This is a genomic window from Variovorax sp. AB1(2024) (assembly GCF_037482385.2).
GTDB lineage: Bacteria > Pseudomonadota > Gammaproteobacteria > Burkholderiales > Burkholderiaceae_C > Variovorax.
Map to the genome: position 1 here is coordinate 3907981 of NZ_JBBHKP020000001.1, position 21471 is coordinate 3929451.

The following is a 21471-nucleotide window of genomic DNA, read 5'->3' on the forward strand; positions in this document are numbered from 1 at the left end:
CTTGTGGCCTTTCAGTTTTCTTTCAACGCCAGGTTGTAGCCCCTGTTGACTGCGCTCCGATGAAGTCGGGTAACGACCGGTAAGGAGAACCTGAAGCCGGGTCTCAATCCGCAGCGCCGCGGGCCAGGATTTCCAGCATGCGCGCCTCGTCGATCACCTCGACCCCGATCTCCCGTGCCTTGTCGAGCTTGCTGCCCGCTTCTTCGCCCGCAACCAGGTAGTGGGTCTTCTTGCTGACGGAGCCGGCCACCTTTGCACCGGCTGCTTCCAATTTATCCTTCGCGTCGTCCCGGCTCAGCGTAGGAAGGGTACCGGTGATGACGAAGGTCAGGCCCGCCAACGGCTTGGGCGCGCGGGCCGCGGGCTCGCCCTCGTCCCACGTCAGGCCGCAGGCTCGCAGTTGCTCGACCACCTCGCGGTTGTGAGGCTGGTCGAAGAAGGTGCGCAGGCTCTGGGCGACCACCGGGCCCACGTCGTTCACCTCGAGCAGTTGCTCCTCGGTCGCGTCCATGATGCCGTCGAGCTTGCCGAAGTGCTTGGCCAGGTCCTTGGCCGTGCTCTCGCCCACATGGCGGATGCCCAGGCCGAACAGGAAGCGCGGCAGCGTGGTCTTCTTCGATGCCTCCAGCGCATCGACCAGGTTCTTGGCCGACTTCTCGGCCATGCGGTCCAGCCCGGCCAGCGTGGTGAAGCCGAGCTTGTAGAGGTCGGGCAAGGTGCGGATCAGGTTCGCGTCGACCAGTTGCTCCACCAGCTTGTCGCCGAGCCCGTCGATGTCGACCGCGCGCCGCGCCGCGAAATGCAGGATGGCCTCCTTGCGCTGCGCCGCGCAGAACAGGCCGCCGGTGCAGCGGTAATCGACCTCGCCTTCCTCGCGCACCGCCTCCGAACCGCACACCGGGCACTTGTGCGGCATGGTGAACAGCGGGCCGCGCTGATCGTCGGGCTTGGCGAGGCTCTCGGGCACCACGCCGACCACCTCGGGAATCACGTCGCCGGCGCGGCGCACGATGACGGTGTCGCCCACCCGCACGTCCTTGCGGCGGGCCTCGTCCTCGTTGTGCAGCGTGGCGTTGGTCACTGTCACGCCGCCGACGAACACCGGCGCCAGCTTGGCCACCGGCGTCAGCTTGCCGGTGCGCCCGACCTGGATCTCGATGCCGAGCACCTCGGTCAACTGCTCCTGCGCGGGGTACTTGTGGGCCACGGCCCAGCGCGGCTCGCGCGTGACGAAGCCCAGCTGGCGCTGCAGCTCGATGCTGTCGACCTTGTAGACCACGCCGTCGATGTCGTAGGGCAAGGCGTCACGCTGGCGGCCGATGTTCTCGTGGAAGGCGATCAGTTCGATGGCGCCCGTGGCCCGCGCCGTCTGCCGGGCGACCGGGAAGCCCCAGGCCCTGAACTGCGCCAGCCAGTCGAACTGGGTCGGGCAATCGGGTCCGCCTTCGCTCGCCGGCGTGACCTCGCCCAGCCCGTAGGCAAAGAAGCTCAGGGGCCTCGCCGCGGCAATGGACGGGTCGAGCTGGCGCACCGCGCCGGCAGCCGCGTTGCGCGGGTTGACGAAGACCTTCTCGTTTTTCTGCCCTGCCGCGATCTTCTCGCGCTGGCGCTCGTTGAGCGCGTCGAAATCGGCGCGCTTCATGTAGACCTCGCCGCGCACCTCGACCACCGGCGGCGCCTTGCCCTCGAGGCGCAGCGGAATCTCGCGCACCGTGCGGATGTTCTGCGTCACGTCTTCGCCGACCTCGCCGTCGCCGCGCGTGGCGGCCTGCACCAGCACGCCGTTCTCGTAGCGCAGGTTCATGGCCAGGCCGTCGAACTTCAGTTCGCACACGTACGCCACCTGGGGCCCGTCCTCGGCCAGGCCGAGTTCCTTGCGCACGCGCGCATCGAAGGCGCTGGCGCCCGCGGGGGTGATGTCGGTCTCTGTGCGGATCGACAGCATCGGCACCTTGTGGCGAACCTTGGTGAAGCCGTCGAGCACCTTGCCGCCCACGCGCTGCGTGGGCGAGTCGGCCGTGCGCAGGTCAGGGTACTCGGCTTCGATGGCCTGCAGGCGCTGGAACAGCTTGTCGTACTCGGCGTCCGGCAGTTCGGGCGCGTCGAGCACGTAGTAGAGGTGGGCGTGCCGGTGGAGCTGTTCGCTCAGTGCGGCGGCTTCGCGTGCCGCTTCGTCGCGCGATGTCATGGGTGTCTCCGGAAAGTCCGAATTAGCTGAAGAGGCGGCGCGCCAGCGGCGATCCCGCCGCGAGGTCGCGCCCGTCGAGCGTGTCGTAGAGCTGCTCGAGGTCGTTGCCGATCACGTCCATCGTCTCGTCGCGCAGCAGCTGGCCGTCGCTGTCGGTCACCACGCCGTCCATCTCGCGCGCGAGCGTGGCGGCGGCTTCGCGCATGCGGCGGAATGGCTCTTCGGCGCGATCGACCTGCGGCACGTCCAGGCTCAGGCTCAGTTCGCGAATGGCCGACTGGGCCGGGTCGTCGGCCAGCGCGGCCTGCGTGTCGAAGGCCAGCCCGAGGATCGGCGGCAGCCCCACTTCACTGGTCGGCAGAACCATGCGCCCCGGAATGATGCCGGGCACGAAGCCCAGCCGCGCCGCGTTCTGCTGCACGTAGCCGGGGCTCCAGGCGGCGTGCAGCGCGCGCAGCACGAAGCCCAGTTGCGCGTCGTGCGCGCTGGCGAACTGGTCGAGTTCGCGGGCGCGCGCCACTTCGTCGAGCATCTCGGGAAACTCGGGCGATCCGTTGACTGCATCGGCAAAGGCCTGCGCCTTGACCACGAATTCGGAGTATTCGATCTCGTTGAGCGCACCCGTGCGGTTGGCCAGTTGCACCCCGACCTGGAACGCGCTGTAGCGCTGCCCCGGCACCGGTGGCTCCCACTGGCCGCTGAGTTCGTTGAGCCCCTCGATGGCCACCGGCTTGCTGCCCGCGCGCCGCGTGGGCGGCATGGCGGCAATGGCGGCATCGCCGGAAGCCAGGCCGTCGAGCGAGATCGGCGCGATCACGTCGATCAGCGGGTCGAGCCCGCCGCGGCGCTCGCCGGTCGGCACGGGCACGCCGCTGGGCGCCGGAAGGTCGGGGTCGAACAGGGGTTCGTGGCGGTCGCTGCCCGGCACCTGGTTGGGGTCGACGTGCAGCGTCGGCTCCAGGCCGTCGGCCGAGCCGGACATCGCGCGCTCGGCGTCGGCCAACGCGACGTCGACCGCGTCGGGCTGGCGCGGCGCGTTGCGGCGCGACATCAGCGTGTTGTAGGCAACGACGGCCGCGAGGACGAGGCCGCCGAGGATGGTCAGGGCGAGAGTGAGGCTGCTCATCGGTGTGCCGCCCGGCTCAGCCTGCCGCCACCATGGAGGCGGCGGCCTCCATGTCGACCGCCACGATGCGCGACACGCCCTGCTCCTGCATCGTCACGCCGATCAGCTGCTCGGCCATTTCCATGGCGATCTTGTTGTGGCTGATGAACAGGAACTGGGTTTCACGGCTCATGGCGGAGACGAGTTTTGCATAGCGCTCGGTGTTGGCGTCGTCCAGCGGCGCGTCCACTTCGTCCAGCAGGCAGAAAGGCGCCGGGTTCAGCTGGAAGATGGCGAACACCAGCGCGATGGCCGTGAGCGCCTTCTCGCCGCCCGAGAGCAGGTGGATGGTCTGGTTCTTCTTGCCGGGAGGCTGCGCCATCACCTGCACGCCCGAGTCGAGGATCTCGTCGCCGGTCATCATGAGCTTGGCGTTGCCGCCGCCGAACAGCTCGGGGAACATGCGGCTGAAGTGCTCGTTGACGATCTTGAAAGTGCCGCCGAGCAGGTCGCGCGTTTCGGCGTCGATCTTGCGGATGGCGTCTTCGAGCGTGCCGATGGCCTCGTTCAGGTCGGTCGACTGGGCGTCGAGGAAAGTCTTGCGCTCGCTGGCGACAGCCAGTTCGTCGAGCGCGGCCAGGTTCACGGCGCCGAGCGCGACCACTTCGCGGTTGAGGCGGTCGATTTCGCTCTGCAGGCCGGTGAGCTTGACCTTGTCGGTCTCGATCGACTGCTCGATGGCTTCGAGGTCGGCGCCGGCATCGTCCAGCAGTTGCTGGTATTGCTCGACGCCCAGGCGCGCGGCCTGTTCCTTGAGCTGGAATTCGGTGATGCGCTGGCGCAGCGGCTCGAGTTCTCGCTCGAGCTGCAGGCGGCGCTCGTCGCTGGCGCGCAGCTTGAGCGTGAGGTCGTCGTACTGGCTGCGCGCCGAGCCCAGGGCCGCTTCGCGTTCGAGCTTGAGCGACAGCGCGTCCTGCAGACCGGCCTGCGCGGCGGCGTCGGACAGGCGGCTCAGTTCGGCGCGAGCGCGCTCGTCCTCGTCGGTCAACGACACGACCTGCTGCGCCGCGGTTTCGATGGAGCGGTTGAGTTCGGCCCGGCGTGCCTCGAGCGTGCGTTGCGAGAAGGTGGCCTCCTGCGCCTGTCGCTCGAGGCTGCGGTGCTGTTCGCGGCTGGCGTTCAGCGCACGGCCGGCCTCGATCACGCGTTCGTCCAGCTCGGCGTGGCGCTCCTGGCTGTCGGCCAGCTGCATGTCGAGCTCTTCGAAGCGCCCTTCGGCGGCGATGCGGCGTTCCTGTAGTTCCTCGAGCTGCGCATCGACTTCGCCGAGGTCGGCGGCCAGCTGCTGGCTGCGGGCGCGGGTCTGCTCGGCCAGCTGCGTCATGCGCAGGGTCTCGACCTGCAGTTCGTGCGCGCGCGACTGGGTCTCGGCAGCTTCGCGCCGCGCGGTCACGAGGCGCTGCGCGGCGTCGGCATAGGCCGCTTCGGCGCGGACCAGCGCGGTGCGCGCTTCTTCGTTGATGAGCGTCTGGGCACGCAGCTGGCGCTCCAGGTTTTCCATTTCCTGCTGGCGGGCCAGCAGGCCGGCCTGCTCGGAATCGGGCGCGTAGAAATTGACGCTGTGCGAAGACACGGCGTGGCCGCTCTTCACGTAGATCACTTCGCCGGCCTGCAGCGTCGCGCGCTGGGCCAGCGCTTCCTCGAAGCTCTCGGCGGTGTAGCAGCCGTGCAGCCAGTCGGTCAGCAGGGCCTGCTGGCCGGCGTCGTTCAGGCGCAGCAGGCTCGAAAGGCGAGGCAGCGCGGCAGCGGCTTCCGGCACGCCCGCGGCCGGCGGGCTGTAGAAAGCGAGCTTGGCGGGCGGCGCGTCGTTGCCGAAAGCGCGCACCATGTCCAGGCGGCTGACTTCGAGCGCACCCAGGCGCTCGCGCAGCGCGGCTTCGAGCGCGCTTTCCCAGCCCTGTTCGATGTGGATGCGGCTCCACAGGCCTTGCAGCCCGTCGAGGCCGTGCTTGGCGAGCCAGGGCGCGAGCTTGCCGTCGGTCTTGACCTTCTCCTGCAGCGCGCGCAGCGCATCGAGGCGGGCCGAGAACTCGGCATGGCGGGCGCCCTCCGTATTGACCGCCTGCTGCCTGGCACGGCGGTCGTCGTCGAGCTGCGGCACCGATTCCTGCAGTTCCTGCAGGCGCGCGTCGGCCTCGCTCGCGGCTTCCTGCGCGGCGGCATGCTGCTCCTGCATGTCGAGCAGCCGGGCCTCGTCGGGCGCGGCCAGCGCGTTCTGGTCTGCGCGAAGGCGTTCGCTGCGCTGCGTGAGCTGGCGGCTCTGCTCTTCGATGTTGCGCTGGTCGGCGGCCAGCACCTGGATCTGCTGCTGCACCTGAGAGACGGTCGTGCGCTGGGCGTTGGCCTGGTCTTGCGCGCGCTGCACGGCTTCTTCGAGCTCGGGCATGCGCGCGTCGTGTTCTTCGAGCTGGGCGGCGAGCAGGATGGCCTGCTCCTCCGCATCGACACCCGCGCCGGCCAGCGTTTCGATCTCGGCCTCGGCCTCTTCGCGGCGGCGGCCCCACTGGCCCATCTGCTCGCGCAGCTGCACCAGGCGCTGCTCGACGCGCTGGCGTCCTTCGACCACGAAGCGGATCTCGCCTTCGAGCCGGCCGACTTCGGCGCTGGCCTCGTAGAGCTTGCCCTGGGCCTGGTTGACCAGGTCGCCGGCGCCGTAGTGCGCCTGGCGCACGGTCTCCAGCTCGGACTCGATGCGGCGCAGGTCGGCGGTGCGCGACTCGAGGTCGTTGATCGCCTTCTCGGAATCGGCCTTGATCCTGGCCTGGTCGGCGTTGCTTTCGCTGCGCTTGAGGAACCACAGCTGGTGCTGCTTCTTCGTGGCGTCGCCCTGCAGCATGTTGTAGCGCGCGGCCACCTCGGCCTGCTTCTCGAGCTTCTCGAGGTTGGCGTTGAGTTCGCGCAGGATGTCTTCCACGCGCGTGAGGTTTTCGCGCGTGTCGCCCAGGCGGTTCTCGGTCTCGCGGCGGCGCTCCTTGTACTTGGAGACGCCGGCGGCCTCTTCGAGGAACAGGCGCAGTTCCTCGGGCTTGGATTCGATGATCCGGCTGATCGTGCCCTGGCCGATGATGGCGTAGGCGCGCGGGCCCAGGCCGGTGCCCAGGAACACGTCCTGCACGTCGCGGCGTCGCACCGGCTGGTTGTTGATGTAGTAGCTGCTGGTGCCGTCGCGCGTGAGCACGCGGCGCACCGCGATTTCGCCGAACTGGTTCCATTGGCCGCCGGCGCGGTGGTCGGCGTTGTCGAACACCAGCTCCACGCTCGAACGGCTGGCCTGCTTGCGGGTGGTCGTGCCGTTGAAGATCACGTCCTGCATCGACTCGCCGCGCAACTCCGACGCACGCGACTCGCCGAGCACCCAGCGCACCGCATCCATGATGTTCGACTTGCCGCACCCGTTGGGCCCGACCACGCCGACCAGTTGGCCCGGCAGCAGGAAGTTGGTGGGTTCGGCGAACGACTTGAAGCCCGAGAGCTTGATGGAATTAAGACGCACGACTTGTCGGCCTGCCTTGGTTATAGCGCCAAGGTATTGATTTGTAAGGAAAATTGCACGGGCCTGCAGCTTGCAGCAGGCCGCCGCCCCAGCCGTGGATGATAACGTCAGGGCATGAGCGATTCCCCGGTTTCAACCCTCGCGGCGCGCGGCGCCTGCCTGCTGGCGGGCGCGGCCGTCCTGTTCGGCGTGGCGGGCTGCGCGTCGGTCCGATCCACCGAGCGCGCCGAACCCTACGCCAGCCAGGAATGGATGCAGTCCGGCGCCAACCGCATTGCCAACCTGTCGCTGCGCGACAACCTCCAGTCGGTAAGGCGCGTGCAGTCCACCCTCTACAAGCGCAACCCGCGCGAATGGCGCAAGTCGGCGCCCAGCATGGAGGAAGCCACCCAGCGCGCCTGGGATGCCGTGCTCAAGGGCCCGCCCCTGCCCGAACTGAAGGGCGCCACCGGCATCGACGCGATCCGCATGGCCTTCGACACCGGGCCGCAGGGCTACCAGGGCGACCGCGTGGCGGCACTGGTGTTCGGCTGGGCAACCATGCTCAAGCAGGCCAACGGCGACACCTGGGACCAGACCATGATCGACGGCGTGAACGCCGAAAACAGCTTCCGGGCCGCGCGCAACTTCGAGATCTCGCTCTGGCTGATCTCCTCCAAGACCGGGCCCGACGGCCAGCCGCTGCTGCTGGCCACCGAGATCAGCGACCGCGGCCGCAACCTCGTGGCCGACCGCGAGCTGTCGAAGGTGGTGGCCCGGCTCGACCTGCTGGCCGCGCAGGCCGACGAGAAATACCGCCGCGCCGCGCTCGACTTCGGCCAGAACTGGATCATGGGCGTGGTCATGCCCTTCTTCACGCTCGTGCCCAAGTAGGCCGTCAGACGCGGAGCCGCAAGGCGGCGCCCCTAGAATGAAATCGCCCTTACCCCCTCAACCCTTCAGAGGCAGCAGCAGTACATGAGCTCCATCAATTTCATCGGCGGCGAAAAAGGCGGTGTCGGCAAGTCGGTCACGGCACGCGTGCTGGCCCAGTACTTCATCGACCACAGCCGCCCCTTCACCGGCTTCGACACCGACCGCTCGCACAGCTCGTTCACCCGCTTCTACGAAGGCTTCGCATCGCCGGTGGTGGTCGACAGCTTCGAGGGCCTGGATACCGTGGTGAACGGCTTCGAGACCAACCCGCAGCAAAGCGTGATCGTCGACCTCGCCGCGCAGACGCTGGCGCCGCTGTCGCGCTGGATCAAGGAGTCGGACCTGTTCGACGTGTTCGCCGAGATCGGCGTCACGGTCAATTTCTGGCACGTGCTGGACGACGGCAAGGATTCGACCGACCTGCTCGGCAGCCTGATCGACACCTTCGGCAACCGCCCCAACTACATCGTGGTGCAGAACTACGGGCGCGGCAGCGACTTCGGGATGCTGCTGGCCTCGCAGTCGCTCTCCAAGGCCACGGCCAACGGCGCGCGCGTGATCGCGCTGCCCCGCCTGCACGAGGCGAGCATGCGCAAGATCGATGCACAGAACACGAGCTTCTGGAAGGCCGTGAACGACCGCGAAGGGCCGCATGCGCTGGGACTGCTGGAGCGGCAACGCGTGAAGTCGTGGCTGGCCACCGCCTACGCGGCCTTCGACACGCTGCCGCTCTGAGCCTGCGCGCTACGGCGCGACCGCCGCGCCCCCACCCAGGGCCTTGTAGAGCGTCATCGTCGCGTTGAACTGGTTCAGGCGGTTCAGCGCGAGCGATACCTCGGCGCTGCGGCGCCGGTCCTTGGCATCCAGAACCGGCTGCAGCGCGGTCGCTCCGGCCCTGTAACGCACCTCGGACAGTCTCTCCGCCCGCTGCGCCTCCTGCAGCGCCAGCACCAGCTTGATGCGCTCCTCGCGCAGCTGCGTTCGCGACGACAGCGCGTTCTCGACCTCGGACAGCGCCGTGTAGAGCGACTGCCTGAACCCCACCACCGCTTCTTCATACTGCGTCTGCGACACGCCGACCGTCAGCCGCGCGGTGTTCCATTGCAGGAACGGCAGCGCCAGCCCGGCGCCCAGGGTGGCCACAGGGTTCCTCAGCAGATCGCCCAGCGCCGTGCTCGAAGTGCCGAGCGAGCCCGTCAGGCTCAGCGTGGGATAGAAGCCGGTGCGCGTGGCGTCGACATTCGCCAGCGCGCCACGCAAGCGCAGTTCCGCCGCCTGCAGATCGGGCCGGCGGCCCAGCAGGCTGGCGGGCACGCCGGCATCGACGACGGGCACGTCGGCATCCGGCAGCCGCGCGGGCTCGCCCGCCAGCGGCTCCGGCGGCAGGTCGAACAGGATCGCGAGGGCATTGCGCGCCTCCACGCGCTGCTGCAGCAGTTGCGTATGCGCCGCCTCCTGCGTCGCCAGGTTCTGGCCGGCCTGCGCCACGTCCAGCCCCGACACCGCGCCGGCCGCGTACTTGGTGCGCACCAGCGCCAGGATGCGCCGGCCGTCCTCGATGCCCGCTTCGCTCAGTGCAATGCGCTGGTTCAGGTAGCCGGTCTGCCAGTAGAGGCCCGCCGTCGTGCCGACCAGCGCGAGCGCGGCGGCCCGGCGGTCGGCCACGGTGGCCTTCAACTCCCAGTCGGCGGCGCTGCGCAATGCCGCGAGGCGCCCCCACAGGTCGAGCTCGTAGCTCAGCGTGACCAGCGAACTGGAGGTCGAGCCCGCTCCGCCGCCGCGCTGGAGGTCATGGCCGCGACTCGTGTTGAGCTGGCCCGCCACGCTCGGCGTGAGGTTGGTGTTGGCAAGGCCGGCCTGCAACTGCGCACGCTGCACGCGGATGCCCGCGGCCGCCAGGTCGTTGTTGGTGAGCAGTGCGTGGTCGATCAGAGCGTCCAGCTGCGGATCGCGGAAGGCCGTCCACCATCGCTCGGACGGCATCGCGGCGGCATTCGATGCATCGGCCGACGCCGCCTGCTGCCGCCACGCCGAAGGCACGCTCAACGGCTGCTGCTCGCGCGCCACCGGCTGGAACAGCGTGCACCCGCCGAGCGCCAATGCGGCGGCCGCAACCACGGCGCACCGATGAAAAGAACGCGCGCTACTCACGAGCCAACGCCTCGATCGGGTCCAGCCGCGCGGCGTTGCGCGCCGGCAGGTAGCCGAACAGCACGCCGATCAGCGAAGCGCAAAGAAACGCCGACACCACGGCCCCCATCGAAAAGATCATTTGCCATTGCTTGACGAAGAGCGAAAACAGAAAGCTGATGCCGTACGACAGCGTCACGCCGATCAGCCCGCCCACCAGGCACACCAGCACCGCCTCGGTCAGGAACTGCTGCAGCACGTCGCTCTGGCGCGCGCCCACGGCCATGCGGATGCCGATCTCGCGGGTGCGCTCGGTCACCGACACCAGCATGATGTTCATCACGCCGATGCCGCCCACCACCAAAGAGATCACCGCAATGAGCGACAGCAGCAGCGTGAGCGACTGGCTCGTGCGCTCCGCCGTCTTCACGATGCTGTCCATGTTGAAGGTGAAGAAATCCTTGCTGCCGTGGCGCATGGTGAGCAGCTTGACCACGCTGTCCTCCGCCGCCTTGGTCGGCTGGTCGTCGCGGATGCGCACGGTGATGCTGTCGAAGTGCTGCTGCCCGAAGATCCGGCTCGCGCCCGTGCTGTAGGGCAGCCAGATGTTGAGCGACTTGTTCTCGCCGAACATGTTCTTCTTCTCCTGCGACACGCCGATCACCGTGCACGGCAGGTTGCCCACCAGGATGATCTTGCCCAGCGGATCGGTGCCCTCGGGAAACAGCTTGCGCCGCGTGTTCTGGTCGATCACCGCCACCTGCGACTGGTGCCGCACGTCGCTGGCCGTGAAGGCCGCGCCGCTCGCCATCTGGATGTCGCGCACCCGGAAGAAGCTGTCGCTCACGCCGTTCACCATGCCGTTGATGTCCACGCTGCGGTAGCGCAGCCGCAGGCTTCGCGAGGTGGAAGGCGTCACGCTGTGCACATAGGGCTGCGCCGCCAGCGCGTCGAGGTCGGACGGCGTCAGCGTGCGGATGCTCGAGGCCTTGTCGTCGCCGAAATCGTGCCCCGGGTACACGTCGAGCGTGTTGGTGCCGATGGCCCTGATGTCCGACAGCACGAAGCGCTTGGCGCCCTCCCCGATGGCCACGATCGACACCACCGAAGTGATGCCGATGATGATGCCCAGCATGGTCAGCGCCGTGCGCATGCGGTGCGCCATCATCGAGCGCCAGGCCATGCGGAAGGCTTCGGCGAATCGCGCCCAGCCGGTGCTGAAGCGCGCGATGCCCAGCCTGGGCCGGGTCATCGCGCCAGCTGGTGCCGCGGAGGCATCGGCCTGCGCCGGCTGCGCGGGCGCCGCGGCGGTGGGCACGTTCGGCCGGTCGCGCACGATCACGCCGTCGGCGATCTCGATGATGCGTTCCGTGCAGCTCGCCACCTGCATGTCGTGCGTCACGATGATGACGGTGTGGCCCTGCGCATGCAGCTCGCGCAGGATGGCGATCACCTCCTGGCCGCTCTTGCTGTCGAGCGCGCCGGTCGGCTCGTCGGCCAGGATCACCTGCCCGCCGTTCATGAGCGCGCGCGCGATGCTCACGCGCTGCTGCTGCCCGCCCGAGAGCTGGCTCGGCCGGTGCTCGGTGCGGTCGCCCAGGCCCAGCCGCGCCAGCAGCTGGCGCGCGCGGGCGTCGCGCGCCTCGCCGTCGGTGCCGGCGTACACCGCGGGTACCTCGACGTTGCCGGCGGCCGTCAGGTGCTGCATCAGGTGGTAGCGCTGGAAGATGAAGCCGAAATGCTCGCGCCGCAGCTCGGCCAGCGCGTCGCTGTCGAGCGTGCCCACGTCCTTGCCCGACACCATGTAGGTGCCCGCGCTCGGCCGGTCGAGGCAGCCCAGGATGTTCATCAGCGTCGACTTGCCCGAGCCCGAGGCGCCGACGATGGCCAGCATTTCCCCGCTGCCGATGTCGAGGTTCACGTCCTTCAGCACCTGCACTTCCTGCTCGCCCGAGGGAAAGCTGCGCCCGATGCCGCGCAGGCTCAGCAGCGGCCGTTCGGCCTGCTGCGTCATTGAGACTTGCCCCGGGGGCCGCCGTCGGGCTTGTCTGCCACGGCCGACGCGTCGCCGGTGATGACGTTGTCGCCCTCGTTCAGGCCTTCGAGCACCTGCGCCTGGAAGTTGTTGCTGATGCCCACGCGCACCATGCGCTTTTCAACGCTCTGGTCGGGCTTCAGCACGCGCACTTCCTGGCGGCCGTCCTTGTCGCGCGCGCCGAGCGCCGTCAGCGGCACCACCAGCGCCTGCTTGGCCTCGCCCAGCATGATCGCGACCTGCGCCGTCATGTCGACGCGCAGCGTGCGGTCGGGGTTGGGCACGTCGAACAGCGCGTTGAAGAACACCGCGTTGTTGATCTTCTCGGGCGACGGCTGCACCGCGCGCAGCGTGCCGTAGTAGCGCTTGTCGGGGTCGCCGAGGATGGTGAAGTACACCGGCTGGCCCGCCTTGACGCGCACCACGTCGGCTTCGGACACCTGGGCCTTCACGGTCATGGTCGACAGGTCGGCCAGCTTCATCAGCGTGGGCACCTGGAACGAGGCCACCACGGTCTGGCCTTCGAGCGTGCTGATGGACACCACGTCGCCGTCGATGGGCGCGACGATGCGCGTGTACGAAAGGTTGGTCTGCGCCGAGGCCAGCGCCAGCCGCTGCTGGCGGATCTGCGCGTCGAGCGATACGCCGTCGGCACGCAGCGCGCGCAGCTCGGCGTCGGCGCTTTCCATGTCCTGCCTGGCGGCGGCGTCCTGGGCGAGCATTTCCTGCTGGCGCGCCCAGCTGAGCTGGGCCTGCCTGATGCGCACTTCCTTCGCGAGCTTCTGCGCCTGCAGGTTGTCGAGCTTGGCCTGCTCCTGCGCCAGCGTGTTCTGCGAGATGACGGGGTCGATCTCGGCGAGCCAGTCGCCCTTCTTCACGGTCTGCCCCAGCACCACCTTCAGCGACTTGAGCTGGCCGCTGACCTGCGCCCCCACTTCCACCTGCTTCAGCGCCTGCAGCACGCCGGTGGCGAGCACCGCGTTCTCGAGGTCGGTGCGCTGCACCGCGGCGGTGAGGTACTCGGGCTTCTTGGAGGGGCTGAGCCAGAACAGAGACAGCAGGCCAAGGACCGCAAGGGCCACGATGCCGTAGACGAGCTTGCGCGAGCGCCGCTTGGGATTTTTTTGCATGCAACGAGGATGAAGTGAAACGCTCCCCCGGCCCGCGCGGGCCCGGATGGCCGCGTGATGGACGCACGGGGAGGCTGCTGCTGCATCCTAGCTGCGGTTTCTGAAGGCCCCCTAAAACCGGGGCCGCATCGGGGCATTGCGCCCGATGCGATGGATCTCAGCGTGCGCGGCGCGAACGCACCAGCAGCACGATCAGCAGCAGCGAAAGAACCGTGAAGGCAATGAACGACCAGTTCGCCAGCGTCAGGCCGAACAGCGTCCAGTCGATCTTGGAGCAGTCGCCGCCGCCGCGGAAGATCATCGGCAGCGCGCGCTTCAGCGGGAAGGTCTCGATCATTCCGTAGAGGTCGCGCCCGCAGGACACGACTTCGGGCGGATACCACTGCAGCCAGCTTTGCGAGGCCGCCGTGTAGGCGCCGCCGATTGCAGCCACCAGCGCAAGCAGCCCACCCGTGAAGCGCAGGCCGACGTTTCGGAACACCCCGGCCAGGCCGGTGAACAGCGCCACCAGCACCAGCGCATACCGCTGCACGATGCACATGGGACAAGGCTCCAGCCCCACCACGTGCTGCAGATAGAGCCCGAAGGCCAGCATGAGAACGCAGGCCAGGCAGATCAGCCCATACGCGCGGCGCGGCGCGCCGAAGTACCAATCGATCAAGGAGATACCCAATCTTCTTCTACGAACACCCTGGCCTTGCGCGGGTTGGCGACGACGGTGTCGCCTTCCTTCAAGCCCAGGTCACGGAACTGTTGCGCAGGGAGTTGCGCCTCGATGATGGTTCCGGAGCCCGGATTATCAGGATTCGATTCGGTGGGCTCAAGTTCCAGCCGCGCGATGGGGCCGACGACGATGGCGCGCGCCAGCGTGGCGACGATGCCGGAGGCGCCGGGCACGTAGCGCGTCACGTCGATGTCATGCGGGCGCACGTAGGCACGGGCCTTGGCATCGCGCGCGCCGCTGTGCTCGGGCGAGTCCAGGCGCATGCCGTCGATCTGCACCGCGCCGTTGTCGGCGCGGCCGTGGAACAGGTTCACGTCGCCCAGGAAGCCGTAGACGAAGGGGCTGGCCGGCTGGTCCCACACTTCCTGCGGCGAGCCGACCTGCTCGATCTGCCCCTTGTTGATGACCACCACGCGGTCGGCCACTTCGAGCGCTTCTTCCTGGTCGTGCGTGACGAAGATCGAGGTGACGTGCAGCTCGTCGTGCAGCCGGCGCAGCCAGCGGCGCAGTTCCTTGCGCACCTTGGCGTCGAGCGCGCCGAAGGGCTCGTCGAGCAGCAGCACCTTGGGCTCCACGGCCAGCGCGCGGGCCAGCGCAATGCGCTGGCGCTGGCCGCCCGAGAGCTGCGACGGATAGCGGTCGGCCAGCCAGTCGAGCTGCACCAGCTTGAGCAGGTCGGTCACCTTGGCCTTGATCTGCGCGTCGCTCGGGCGCTCCTTGCGCGGCTTCACGCGCAGGCCGAAGGCCACGTTCTCGAACACGGTCATGTGGCGGAACAGCGCGTAATGCTGGAACACGAAGCCCACCTGGCGCTCGCGCACGTGCACGTCGGTGGTGTCTTCGCCCGAGAAAAGGATGCTGCCGGTGTCGGCCGTCTCCAGCCCCGCGATGATGCGCAGCAGCGTGGTCTTGCCGCAGCCGGAGGGGCCGAGCAGCGCGACGAGTTCGCCCGATTCGACGTCGAGGTTCACGTCGCGCAGCGCGCGGAAGTCGCCGAACTGCTTGCTGATGTTGCGGATTTCGATGCTCATGATTTCTTCTCTCTCAGGCTCAGGCCGCCGTGGTTTCAGGGGGCCGTTCCGGCGGCAGCTCGGCAATGGCTTTCATCTCGCGCTCGTGGCGCCATTCGATGACCGACTTGATCACCAGCGTGACCAGCGCCAGGATGGCCAGCAGCGAGGCCACGGCGAACGCGGCCACCGACTGGTATTCGTTGTAGAGCACCTCCACGTGCAGCGGCATGGTGTTGGTCTGGCCGCGGATGTGGCCCGACACCACCGACACCGCGCCGAACTCGCCCATGGCGCGCGCGTTGCAGAGAATCACGCCGTACAGCAGGCCCCACTTGATGTTGGGCAGCGTCACGCGCCAGAAGGTCTGCCAGCCGGTCGCGCCCAGCACGATAGCGGCCTGCTCCTCGTCGGTGCCCTGCGCCTGCATCAGCGGAATGAGCTCGCGCGCGATGAACGGGAAGGTCACGAACACGGTGGCCAGCACGATGCCGGGCACGGCGAAGATGATCTTGATGTCGTGCTCGGCGAGCCACGGGCCGAGCCAGCCCTGGGCACCGAACACCAGCACGTAGATCAGGCCCGCCACCACCGGCGACACCGCGAACGGCAGGTCGATCAGCGTGGTGAGAAAGGCCTTGCCCCAAAACTCGAACTTGGCCACGGCCCAGGCGGCGGCCACGCCGAACACGAGGTTCATCGGCACCGCGATGGCGGCCGTGATCAGCGTGAGGCGGATCGCGCTCCAGGCGTCGGGCTCCTTCAGCGCATCGAGGTAGGCATTGACGCCCTTGCGCAGGGCCTCGGTCGCCACGGCGGCCAGCGGCAGCACGAGGAACAGGAACATGAAGCCGAGCGCGATGCCGATCAGCGTCCAGCGCACCCAGGCGGATTCGGTGGTGCCGGCCTGCGCGCGGCGGATGACTTTGGAAGGTGCGCTCATGTCAGGCTCCCGCCCTGCGACGCTGCCAGGCCTGCAGGCCATTGATGACCAGCAGCAGCACGAAGGAAATGACGAGCATCACCAGCGCGACCGCCGTGGCACCCGCGTAGTCGTACTGCTCCAGCTTGCCGATGATGATGAGCGGCGTGATCTCCGAGATCATCGGCATGTTGCCAGCGATGAAGATCACCGAGCCGTACTCGCCGATGGCGCGTGCGAAGGCCATTGCAAAGCCCGTGAGCAGCGCCGGCGCGATCGACGGGAAGATCACCTTGGTGAAGGTCTGCAGCCGCGTCGCGCCGAGCGAGGTGGCGGCTTCTTCGAGTTCTTTCTCGGCGTCTTCGAGCACCGGCTGCACCGTGCGCACCACGAAGGGCAGCCCGATGAAGATCAGCGCGATCACGATGCCCGCGGGCGTGAACGCCAGCTTGATGCCGTGCGGCTCCAGCAGTTGCCCGATCCAGCCGTTGCCCGCGAGCAGCGCGGTCAGCGAAATGCCGGCCACCGCCGTCGGCAATGCGAACGGCAGGTCGACCAGCGCATCGACGATGCGCTTGCCCGGGAACTTGTAGCGCACCAGCACCCAGGCCACCAGCAGGCCGAACACCGCATTCACGATGGCGGCGAACAGCGAGGCGCCGAAGGTCAGCCGGTACGACGCCATCACGCGCGGCGCGGTCACGGCCACCCAGAACTGGTCCCAGGTCAGCGTGAAGGTCTTGAAGACCAGCGCCGACAGCGGGATCAGCACGATCAGGCTCAGATAGAGAATCGAGAAGCCGAGCGTGATGTGGAAACCCGGCAGCACGCGCTTGGCGCCCCCTGCCCGGTTGGCACGCGAAAAAGGCGCTCCCGCGGACGGGAGCGCCGAAGGAACAGCGCCGCTCATTTACTTCGCGCCAGGGGTGTAGAGCTTGTCGAACTGGCCGCCGTCGTTGAAGTGCACCTTCTGCGCTTCGCCGAGGCTGCCGAACAGTTCCTGCACCGTGAACAGCTGCAGCGGCTTGAAGGTCGAGGCGTACTTCTTGAGCACGGTCTGCGAGCGCGGACGCAGCGCATGCTTGGCGGCGATTTCCTGTGCTTCTTCGGAGTAGAGCCAGTCGAGGTAGGCCTTGGCGAGTTCGCCGGTGCCCTTCTTGTTGACGGTGCGCTCGACCACGGCCACCGGGTTCTCGGCCACGATGCTGATCGACGGGTAGACCGAATCGACCTTGCCGGTGCCGAATTCACGGTCGATCGACACCACTTCCGATTCGAAGGTGATCAGCGCGTCGCCGATGTTGCGTTGCAGGAAGGCGGTGGTGGCGTCGCGGCCGCCGCGCGCCAGCACCGGCACGTTCTTGAACAGCTTGCCGACGAACTCGGCGGCCTGGGCGTCGGTACCGCCCTTCTTCTTGATGTAGCCCCAGGCCGCCAGGTAGGCGTAGCGGCCGTTGCCGCCGGTCTTGGGGTTGACGATCACCACCTGCACGCCCGGCTTGACCAGGTCGTCCCAGTCCTTGATGCCCTTGGGATTGCCGTTGCGCACCAGGAACAGCATGGTCGACGTGGTCGGCGATGCGTTCTCGGGGAATTTCTTGTTCCAGTCCTTGGCGACCACGCCGGCGTTGGCCAGGAAGTCGATGTCGGTCGAGGTGTTCATGGTCACCACGTCGGCATCGAGGCCGTCGGCCACCGCGCGGGCCTGCGCGCTGGAGCCGCCGTGCGACTGGTCGATCTTGACGTCCTTGCCGGTCGCCTTCTTGTAGTGCGCCACGAAGGCCGCGTTGTAGTCCTTGTAGAACTCGCGGGCCACGTCGTACGAGGCGTTCAGCAGCGACGTGCCCTGTGCGAAGGCGCTGCTGCCGGCGAGTGCGGAGGACGCCAGCGCGAGCACGGCGACGAAGGTCTTTATTCTGGAAGTCATGTGGTTGCCAAAGTTTCTGAAAATTCACGGCCCGCCGACCAGGCGGCGGGCTCGTCGGTCAAGGACTGGAGCAAGGCGAGGCCCAGCGGCCAGTCCCCGTGTCCCGAGTCGATGTTGATGTGGCCCGCATTCTGCATGCGGACAAACTCGCTTCCCCAGGCGCGCGAATATGCACCAGCCAGGCGAATCGGGCAAAAAGGGTCATTGCTGCTGGCCACCACGATGCTGCGGTACGGCAGCGCCGCATACGGCACGGGGGCAAAGTCGGACAGCACCGCCCGGCGCTCGGGGTCGGCCGGAGCCACCAGCAACGCACCCTGGATGCGGGCCGCGGCCTCTGGCGGCAGGTGGGCCGTGGCGATGCAGCCCAGGCTGTGCGCGGCGATCACCACCGGGCCGGGCTGCTCCAGCACCAGCTTGGCGAGCGCCGGCACCCAGGCGTCGCGCTTGGGCGAGGCCCAGTCGTCCTGCACCACCCGCGCCGCGCCCGGAATGCGCTCTTCCCACAGGCTCTGCCAGTGGCCGGGCCCGGAGTCGCGCCAACCGGGCACGATGACGACACGAGTCTGCATGACGACGCTGCCCTGTCCCGCTTACTTGTTGGGCTGCGGCGTGATGCGCAGGTAAGGCTTGACGGCCTTGAAGCCCTTGGGAAAGCGCTCGGCGAGTTCGGCCGGGTCCTGGATGCTCGGCACGATGACGACGTCGTCGCCGTCCTTCCAGTTCACGGGCGTGGCCACCTTGTGGCTGTCGGTGAGCTGCAGCGAGTCGATCACGCGCAGGATCTCGTCGAAATTGCGGCCGGTCGACGCCGGGTAGGTGATGGTCGTGCGGATGATCTTCTTCGGATCGATGATGTAGACGCTGCGCACCGTGGCCGTGGTCGAGGCGTTCGGGTGGATCAGGTCGTACAGGTCTGCCACCTTGCGGTCGGCGTCCGCGATGATGGGGAAGTTGACCGTGGTGTTCTGCGTTTCGTTGATGTCGCCGATCCATTCCTTGTGCCTGGTGGCCGGGTCGACGCTCAGCGCGATGGGCTTGACGCCGCGCTTGGCGAACTCGCCCGACAGCGCCGCCGTCTTGCCCAGTTCGGTTGTGCACACCGGCGTGAAGTCGGCCGGGTGCGAGAAGAACACGACCCACGAATCGCCGGCCCACTGGTAGAAGTCGATGGGGCCTTCGCTGGAGTCCTGGGTGAAATTGGGGGCTGTGTCGCCGAGTCGCAGAGTTGCCATGATCGCTCCTGGATTGGATGGGAGCCTCGGATTGTGCGAACCATCGCTTCAATGACAAACGAATATCTGCTTGTTTGGATATGACGTTTTTCGCATAACGAGCGCTCAGAACATCCGCATGTCGACGCTCTGCAGGTGCTCCGTCAGGAAGTCGATCAGCCGCCGCACCGCCGGAACCAGCGCCCGCCGTGCCGGAAACACCATGTGCGCCACCACCGGCGACGGCCCCCAGTCCGGCAGCACTCGCACCAGCCGGCCGGCGTCCACGTCGGCCCGGCACATGTAGTCGGGCAGCATGGTCGCGCCCACGCCGCCCAGTGCGCCGAACTGCAGCGTTGCCAGGTCGTCCGCCACATAGCGCGGAACGTGGGAATGCACCCAGCTCTGGCCGTCGGGGCCTTCCAGACGCCAGTCGCTGCGCCCTTCCCCGTTGACCGACATGGCCGCGGTCGGCAGTTTCGCCAGGTCGGCCGGCGTGTTGACCGGGCCGTGGAGCGCCAGCAGCTCCGGGCTGGCGATCAGCACGCCGCGGCTGTAGCCGAAGGTCTTGGCCACCAGCACGGTGCTGTCCTCGATGACGGGGCGCACGCGCAGCGCGATGTCGATGCCCTCCTCGATCAGGTCGACCGGCCGGTTGATCACGCGCATGTCGATGCGCACCGCCGGATAGCGCGCCATGAAGACGGGCATCAGCTGCGCGAGCCCGCTGTGCGCGATGGTCACGGGGCAGCTCAGCCGCACCAGGCCGCTGGGCTCGGTCTGCACCTGCGCCACCGCCTCGGCGGCCGCCTGCGCCGCGTCGCGCATGGCGGAGGCGTGGCGCAGGTAGATCTCGCCGGCGGGCGTGAGCGACAGCCGCCGCGTGCTGCGCTGCATCAGCTGCACGCCCAGCCGCTCTTCCAGGTCGGCCACGCGGCGCGACAGGCGCGACTTGGGAATGCCCAGCGCCCGGCTGGCAGCGGCAAAGCCGCCCCGCTCGGCCACTTCGGCGAAGAAAACCATGTCGTTGAGGTCTTGCATGCCGCTCATTGTCCTGCAAACAGAACGAACTAGGCTAATTTTGGCTACTTATCGGCCACTGCATCCAAAAATAGAATTCTCACATCGCCGGCCAACTTGAGTGCCGACAGCCCCAAGAAAGTGATTGACTGATCATGAAGCTGCTCCACATCGACTCCAGCATCCTCGCCGCAAACTCCACCTCGCGCCTGCTCTCGGCCGAGACCGTGGCCGCATGGCGCGCCGCCCACCCCGACACCACCGTCGAATACCTCGACCTCGCCGTCGACGCCCCGGCTCACTTCAGCGCCGACTCGCTCGGCATCAAGATCGGCGTGCAGGCCCAGCCGACCGAAGCGCAAAAGCGTGAAAACGAGCTGTCCGAAAAGCTCGTGAGCCAGTTCCTGGCCGCGGACGTGGTCGTCATCGGCACGCCCTTCTACAACTTCTCGATCCCGACGCAACTCAAGGCCTGGATCGACCGCCTGGGGCAAGTCGGCCGCACCTTCAAGTACACCGAGAAGGGCCCCGTCGGCCTGGCCGGCGGCAAGACCGTCATCGTGGCCTCTTCGCGCGGCGGCGTCTATTCGACCAGCGAAGGCGGCCAGGCCATGGAACACCAGGAAAGCTACCTGAAGGCGGTCTTCGGCTTCTTCGGCATCACCGACGTGCGCATCGTGCGTGCCGAAGGCGTGGCCATGGGCGACGAAGCCAGGGCCAGCGCGCTGGCCTCGGCCCGCGCCGACATCCTGGTGGCGACCGGCGAGGCCGCCAACCAGAAGGACGTGGCGCAAGTCGCCTGACCCTGCCCCGCCATGAAAAAAAGCCGCCTTCACGGGCGGCTTTTTCGTTGGCGCGCGACGCGCTCAGGCCGAGTGGGTCTTGACCCAGGCCACGTACTTGTCCATCCAGCCCTGCAGGAACTTCTTCGAGCCTTCGTTGCCGATGTGGCCCTTGTCGTCGAACAGGTCGTCCTTGGCCTGCAGGAACACTTCGGGCGCGCCCATCGTCGGCACGTCGAGGTAGGCCAGGATGTTGCGCAGATGCTGCTGCGCCAGCGCGGTGCCGATGGCGCCGACCGACACACCCACCACGCCCGCCGGCTTGCCGGCCCATGCGCTCTGGCCGTAGGGGCGCGAGGCATGGTCGATGGCGTTCTTCAGCACGCCGGGAATCGAGCGGTTGTATTCAGGGGTGACGAACAGCAGGCCCTGGGCCGCGGCGATCTCGGTCTTCAGGCGCTTGACCGAGGGCGCCTGGTTGCCGTCGTCGTCCTGGTTGTAGGCCGGCAGGTCGTCGATGCGCAGATGCTCGAAGGTGAGCTCGGGCGGAGCGAGATGCGCCAGCGCGAGGGCCAGCTTCTGGTTGTACGAATCCTTGCGAAGGCTGCCGACGAGAACGGCGATGCGGATCTGGGCCATGGATGGAACTCCTGTGAAATGAGGGCGTCGTTTGACGAAGGCGATTATGCGAACCGCCCAAGACCTTTTCCAGAAAAGTTCTTGGCTTGGCGCGTACCCGCCTGAAGCAGCCCGGCGCAATCCCGGGCATCATCGCCATCGATCTTTTTGGTTCGACTGATTCAGGAGCGACACGCG

18 protein-coding genes are annotated in these 21471 nt (G+C 67.8%); 3 read left to right on the top strand and 15 right to left on the bottom strand.

Features of this window, described 5'->3' with window-relative positions; genetic code table 11:
• Window positions 1–103: 103 nt before the first annotated feature.
• From ligA to smc, 3 genes are read right to left on the bottom strand one after another with little or no spacing between them, the layout of a single operon-like run.
• Window positions 104–2188, bottom strand: coding sequence for an NAD-dependent DNA ligase LigA (gene ligA / locus WIX39_RS18195; protein WP_106934400.1), 2085 nt, complete (start codon window positions 2186–2188; stop codon window positions 104–106).
• Window positions 2189–2210: 22 nt separating this feature from the next.
• A complete protein-coding gene (locus tag WIX39_RS18200; RefSeq protein WP_081269409.1) occupies window positions 2211–3314 on the bottom strand; it encodes a cell division protein ZipA C-terminal FtsZ-binding domain-containing protein in 1104 nt (367 codons plus the stop codon).
• Between the two features lie 16 nt (window positions 3315–3330).
• The gene (smc, locus tag WIX39_RS18205) at window positions 3331–6846 is read right to left on the bottom strand and encodes a chromosome segregation protein SMC (RefSeq protein ID WP_106934399.1); all 3516 of its coding nucleotides are present in this window, start codon (window positions 6844–6846) and stop codon (window positions 3331–3333) included.
• Between the two features lie 114 nt (window positions 6847–6960).
• Between smc and WIX39_RS18210 the strand changes: the two genes are divergently transcribed.
• Window positions 6961–7719 carry a hypothetical protein gene (locus WIX39_RS18210; protein ID WP_081269407.1) on the top strand — a complete coding sequence of 253 codons (759 nt, stop codon included), beginning with the start codon at window positions 6961–6963 and terminating at the stop codon, window positions 7717–7719.
• Between the two features lie 84 nt (window positions 7720–7803).
• Window positions 7804–8496 (top strand): mobilization protein, encoded by a 693-nt coding sequence (locus tag WIX39_RS18215; protein WP_106934398.1) that lies wholly within the window; start codon window positions 7804–7806, stop codon window positions 8494–8496.
• 9 nt (window positions 8497–8505) lie between these two features.
• Here the strand turns inward: WIX39_RS18215 and WIX39_RS18220 are convergent, their stop codons facing one another.
• The 11 genes from WIX39_RS18220 to WIX39_RS18270 form a co-directional block, all read right to left on the bottom strand.
• Complete coding sequence (locus WIX39_RS18220; protein ID WP_106934397.1) at window positions 8506–9879, bottom strand: efflux transporter outer membrane subunit; 1374 nt, start codon at window positions 9877–9879, stop codon at window positions 8506–8508.
• A 25-nt stretch (window positions 9880–9904) separates the two neighbouring features.
• Window positions 9905–11905, bottom strand: coding sequence for a macrolide ABC transporter ATP-binding protein/permease MacB (gene macB, locus WIX39_RS18225; RefSeq protein WP_106934396.1), 2001 nt, complete (start codon window positions 11903–11905; stop codon window positions 9905–9907).
• On the bottom strand, window positions 11902–13056 hold the full coding sequence (gene macA, locus WIX39_RS18230) for a macrolide transporter subunit MacA (RefSeq protein ID WP_106934395.1): 1155 nt from the start codon (window positions 13054–13056) through the stop codon (window positions 11902–11904). The genes macB and macA overlap by 4 nt, the downstream gene beginning before the upstream one ends.
• A gap of 157 nt (window positions 13057–13213) precedes the next feature.
• Window positions 13214–13717, bottom strand: coding sequence for a disulfide bond formation protein B (locus tag WIX39_RS18235; RefSeq protein WP_106934394.1), 504 nt, complete (start codon window positions 13715–13717; stop codon window positions 13214–13216).
• Window positions 13714–14811: a sulfate/molybdate ABC transporter ATP-binding protein gene (locus tag WIX39_RS18240; RefSeq protein ID WP_106934393.1), complete on the bottom strand. Its 1098-nt coding sequence runs from the start codon at window positions 14809–14811 to the stop codon at window positions 13714–13716. The genes WIX39_RS18235 and WIX39_RS18240 overlap by 4 nt, the downstream gene beginning before the upstream one ends.
• Before the next feature lie 19 nt (window positions 14812–14830).
• Complete coding sequence (cysW, locus tag WIX39_RS18245) at window positions 14831–15733, bottom strand: sulfate ABC transporter permease subunit CysW (RefSeq protein WP_106934392.1); 903 nt, start codon at window positions 15731–15733, stop codon at window positions 14831–14833.
• 1 nt (window position 15734) lies between these two features.
• On the bottom strand, window positions 15735–16622 hold the full coding sequence (cysT, locus tag WIX39_RS18250; protein WP_106934391.1) for a sulfate ABC transporter permease subunit CysT: 888 nt from the start codon (window positions 16620–16622) through the stop codon (window positions 15735–15737).
• Window positions 16623–17639, bottom strand: a complete 1017-nt coding sequence (locus WIX39_RS18255; RefSeq protein ID WP_285410659.1) for a sulfate ABC transporter substrate-binding protein — start codon at window positions 17637–17639, stop codon at window positions 16623–16625.
• Window positions 17636–18211, bottom strand: coding sequence for an RBBP9/YdeN family alpha/beta hydrolase (locus WIX39_RS18260; RefSeq protein ID WP_081269398.1), 576 nt, complete (start codon window positions 18209–18211; stop codon window positions 17636–17638). Before WIX39_RS18260 ends, WIX39_RS18255 begins: the two co-directional genes overlap by 4 nt.
• A 21-nt stretch (window positions 18212–18232) precedes the next feature.
• Window positions 18233–18874: a peroxiredoxin gene (locus tag WIX39_RS18265; RefSeq protein WP_081269397.1), complete on the bottom strand. Its 642-nt coding sequence runs from the start codon at window positions 18872–18874 to the stop codon at window positions 18233–18235.
• 105 nt (window positions 18875–18979) lie between these two features.
• Window positions 18980–19894: a LysR family transcriptional regulator gene (locus WIX39_RS18270; protein ID WP_081269545.1), complete on the bottom strand. Its 915-nt coding sequence runs from the start codon at window positions 19892–19894 to the stop codon at window positions 18980–18982.
• A 134-nt stretch (window positions 19895–20028) separates the two neighbouring features.
• Here WIX39_RS18270 and WIX39_RS18275 point away from each other — a divergent pair, with 134 nt between their 5' ends.
• Window positions 20029–20676 (top strand): FMN-dependent NADH-azoreductase, encoded by a 648-nt coding sequence (locus tag WIX39_RS18275; protein WP_106934388.1) that lies wholly within the window; start codon window positions 20029–20031, stop codon window positions 20674–20676.
• A gap of 63 nt (window positions 20677–20739) precedes the next feature.
• On the opposite strand, the gene WIX39_RS18280 is transcribed toward WIX39_RS18275, so the two are convergent.
• The gene (locus WIX39_RS18280) at window positions 20740–21294 is read right to left on the bottom strand and encodes an NADPH-dependent FMN reductase (protein WP_106934387.1); all 555 of its coding nucleotides are present in this window, start codon (window positions 21292–21294) and stop codon (window positions 20740–20742) included.
• Window positions 21295–21471: the final 177 nt, after the last annotated feature.

What these genes read in the sequence shown, in the direction of transcription:
- ligA (WP_106934400.1), bottom strand. Translation starts at nt 2,188, where the DNA reads ATGACATCGCGCGACGAAGCGGCACGCGAAGCCGCCGCACTGAGCGAA.
- WIX39_RS18200 (WP_081269409.1), bottom strand. Translation starts at nt 3,314, where the DNA reads ATGAGCAGCCTCACTCTCGCCCTGACCATCCTCGGCGGCCTCGTCCTC.
- WIX39_RS18210 (WP_081269407.1), top strand. Translation starts at nt 6,961, where the DNA reads ATGAGCGATTCCCCGGTTTCAACCCTCGCGGCGCGCGGCGCCTGCCTG.
- WIX39_RS18215 (WP_106934398.1), top strand. Translation starts at nt 7,804, where the DNA reads ATGAGCTCCATCAATTTCATCGGCGGCGAAAAAGGCGGTGTCGGCAAG.
- macB (WP_106934396.1), bottom strand. Translation starts at nt 11,905, where the DNA reads ATGACGCAGCAGGCCGAACGGCCGCTGCTGAGCCTGCGCGGCATCGGG.
- macA (WP_106934395.1), bottom strand. Translation starts at nt 13,056, where the DNA reads ATGCAAAAAAATCCCAAGCGGCGCTCGCGCAAGCTCGTCTACGGCATC.
- WIX39_RS18240 (WP_106934393.1), bottom strand. Translation starts at nt 14,811, where the DNA reads ATGAGCATCGAAATCCGCAACATCAGCAAGCAGTTCGGCGACTTCCGC.
- cysW (WP_106934392.1), bottom strand. Translation starts at nt 15,733, where the DNA reads ATGAGCGCACCTTCCAAAGTCATCCGCCGCGCGCAGGCCGGCACCACC.
- cysT (WP_106934391.1), bottom strand. Translation starts at nt 16,622, where the DNA reads ATGAGCGGCGCTGTTCCTTCGGCGCTCCCGTCCGCGGGAGCGCCTTTT.
- WIX39_RS18255 (WP_285410659.1), bottom strand. Translation starts at nt 17,639, where the DNA reads ATGACTTCCAGAATAAAGACCTTCGTCGCCGTGCTCGCGCTGGCGTCC.
- WIX39_RS18260 (WP_081269398.1), bottom strand. Translation starts at nt 18,211, where the DNA reads ATGCAGACTCGTGTCGTCATCGTGCCCGGTTGGCGCGACTCCGGGCCC.
- WIX39_RS18265 (WP_081269397.1), bottom strand. Translation starts at nt 18,874, where the DNA reads ATGGCAACTCTGCGACTCGGCGACACAGCCCCCAATTTCACCCAGGAC.
- WIX39_RS18270 (WP_081269545.1), bottom strand. Translation starts at nt 19,894, where the DNA reads ATGCAAGACCTCAACGACATGGTTTTCTTCGCCGAAGTGGCCGAGCGG.
- WIX39_RS18275 (WP_106934388.1), top strand. Translation starts at nt 20,029, where the DNA reads ATGAAGCTGCTCCACATCGACTCCAGCATCCTCGCCGCAAACTCCACC.
- WIX39_RS18280 (WP_106934387.1), bottom strand. Translation starts at nt 21,294, where the DNA reads ATGGCCCAGATCCGCATCGCCGTTCTCGTCGGCAGCCTTCGCAAGGAT.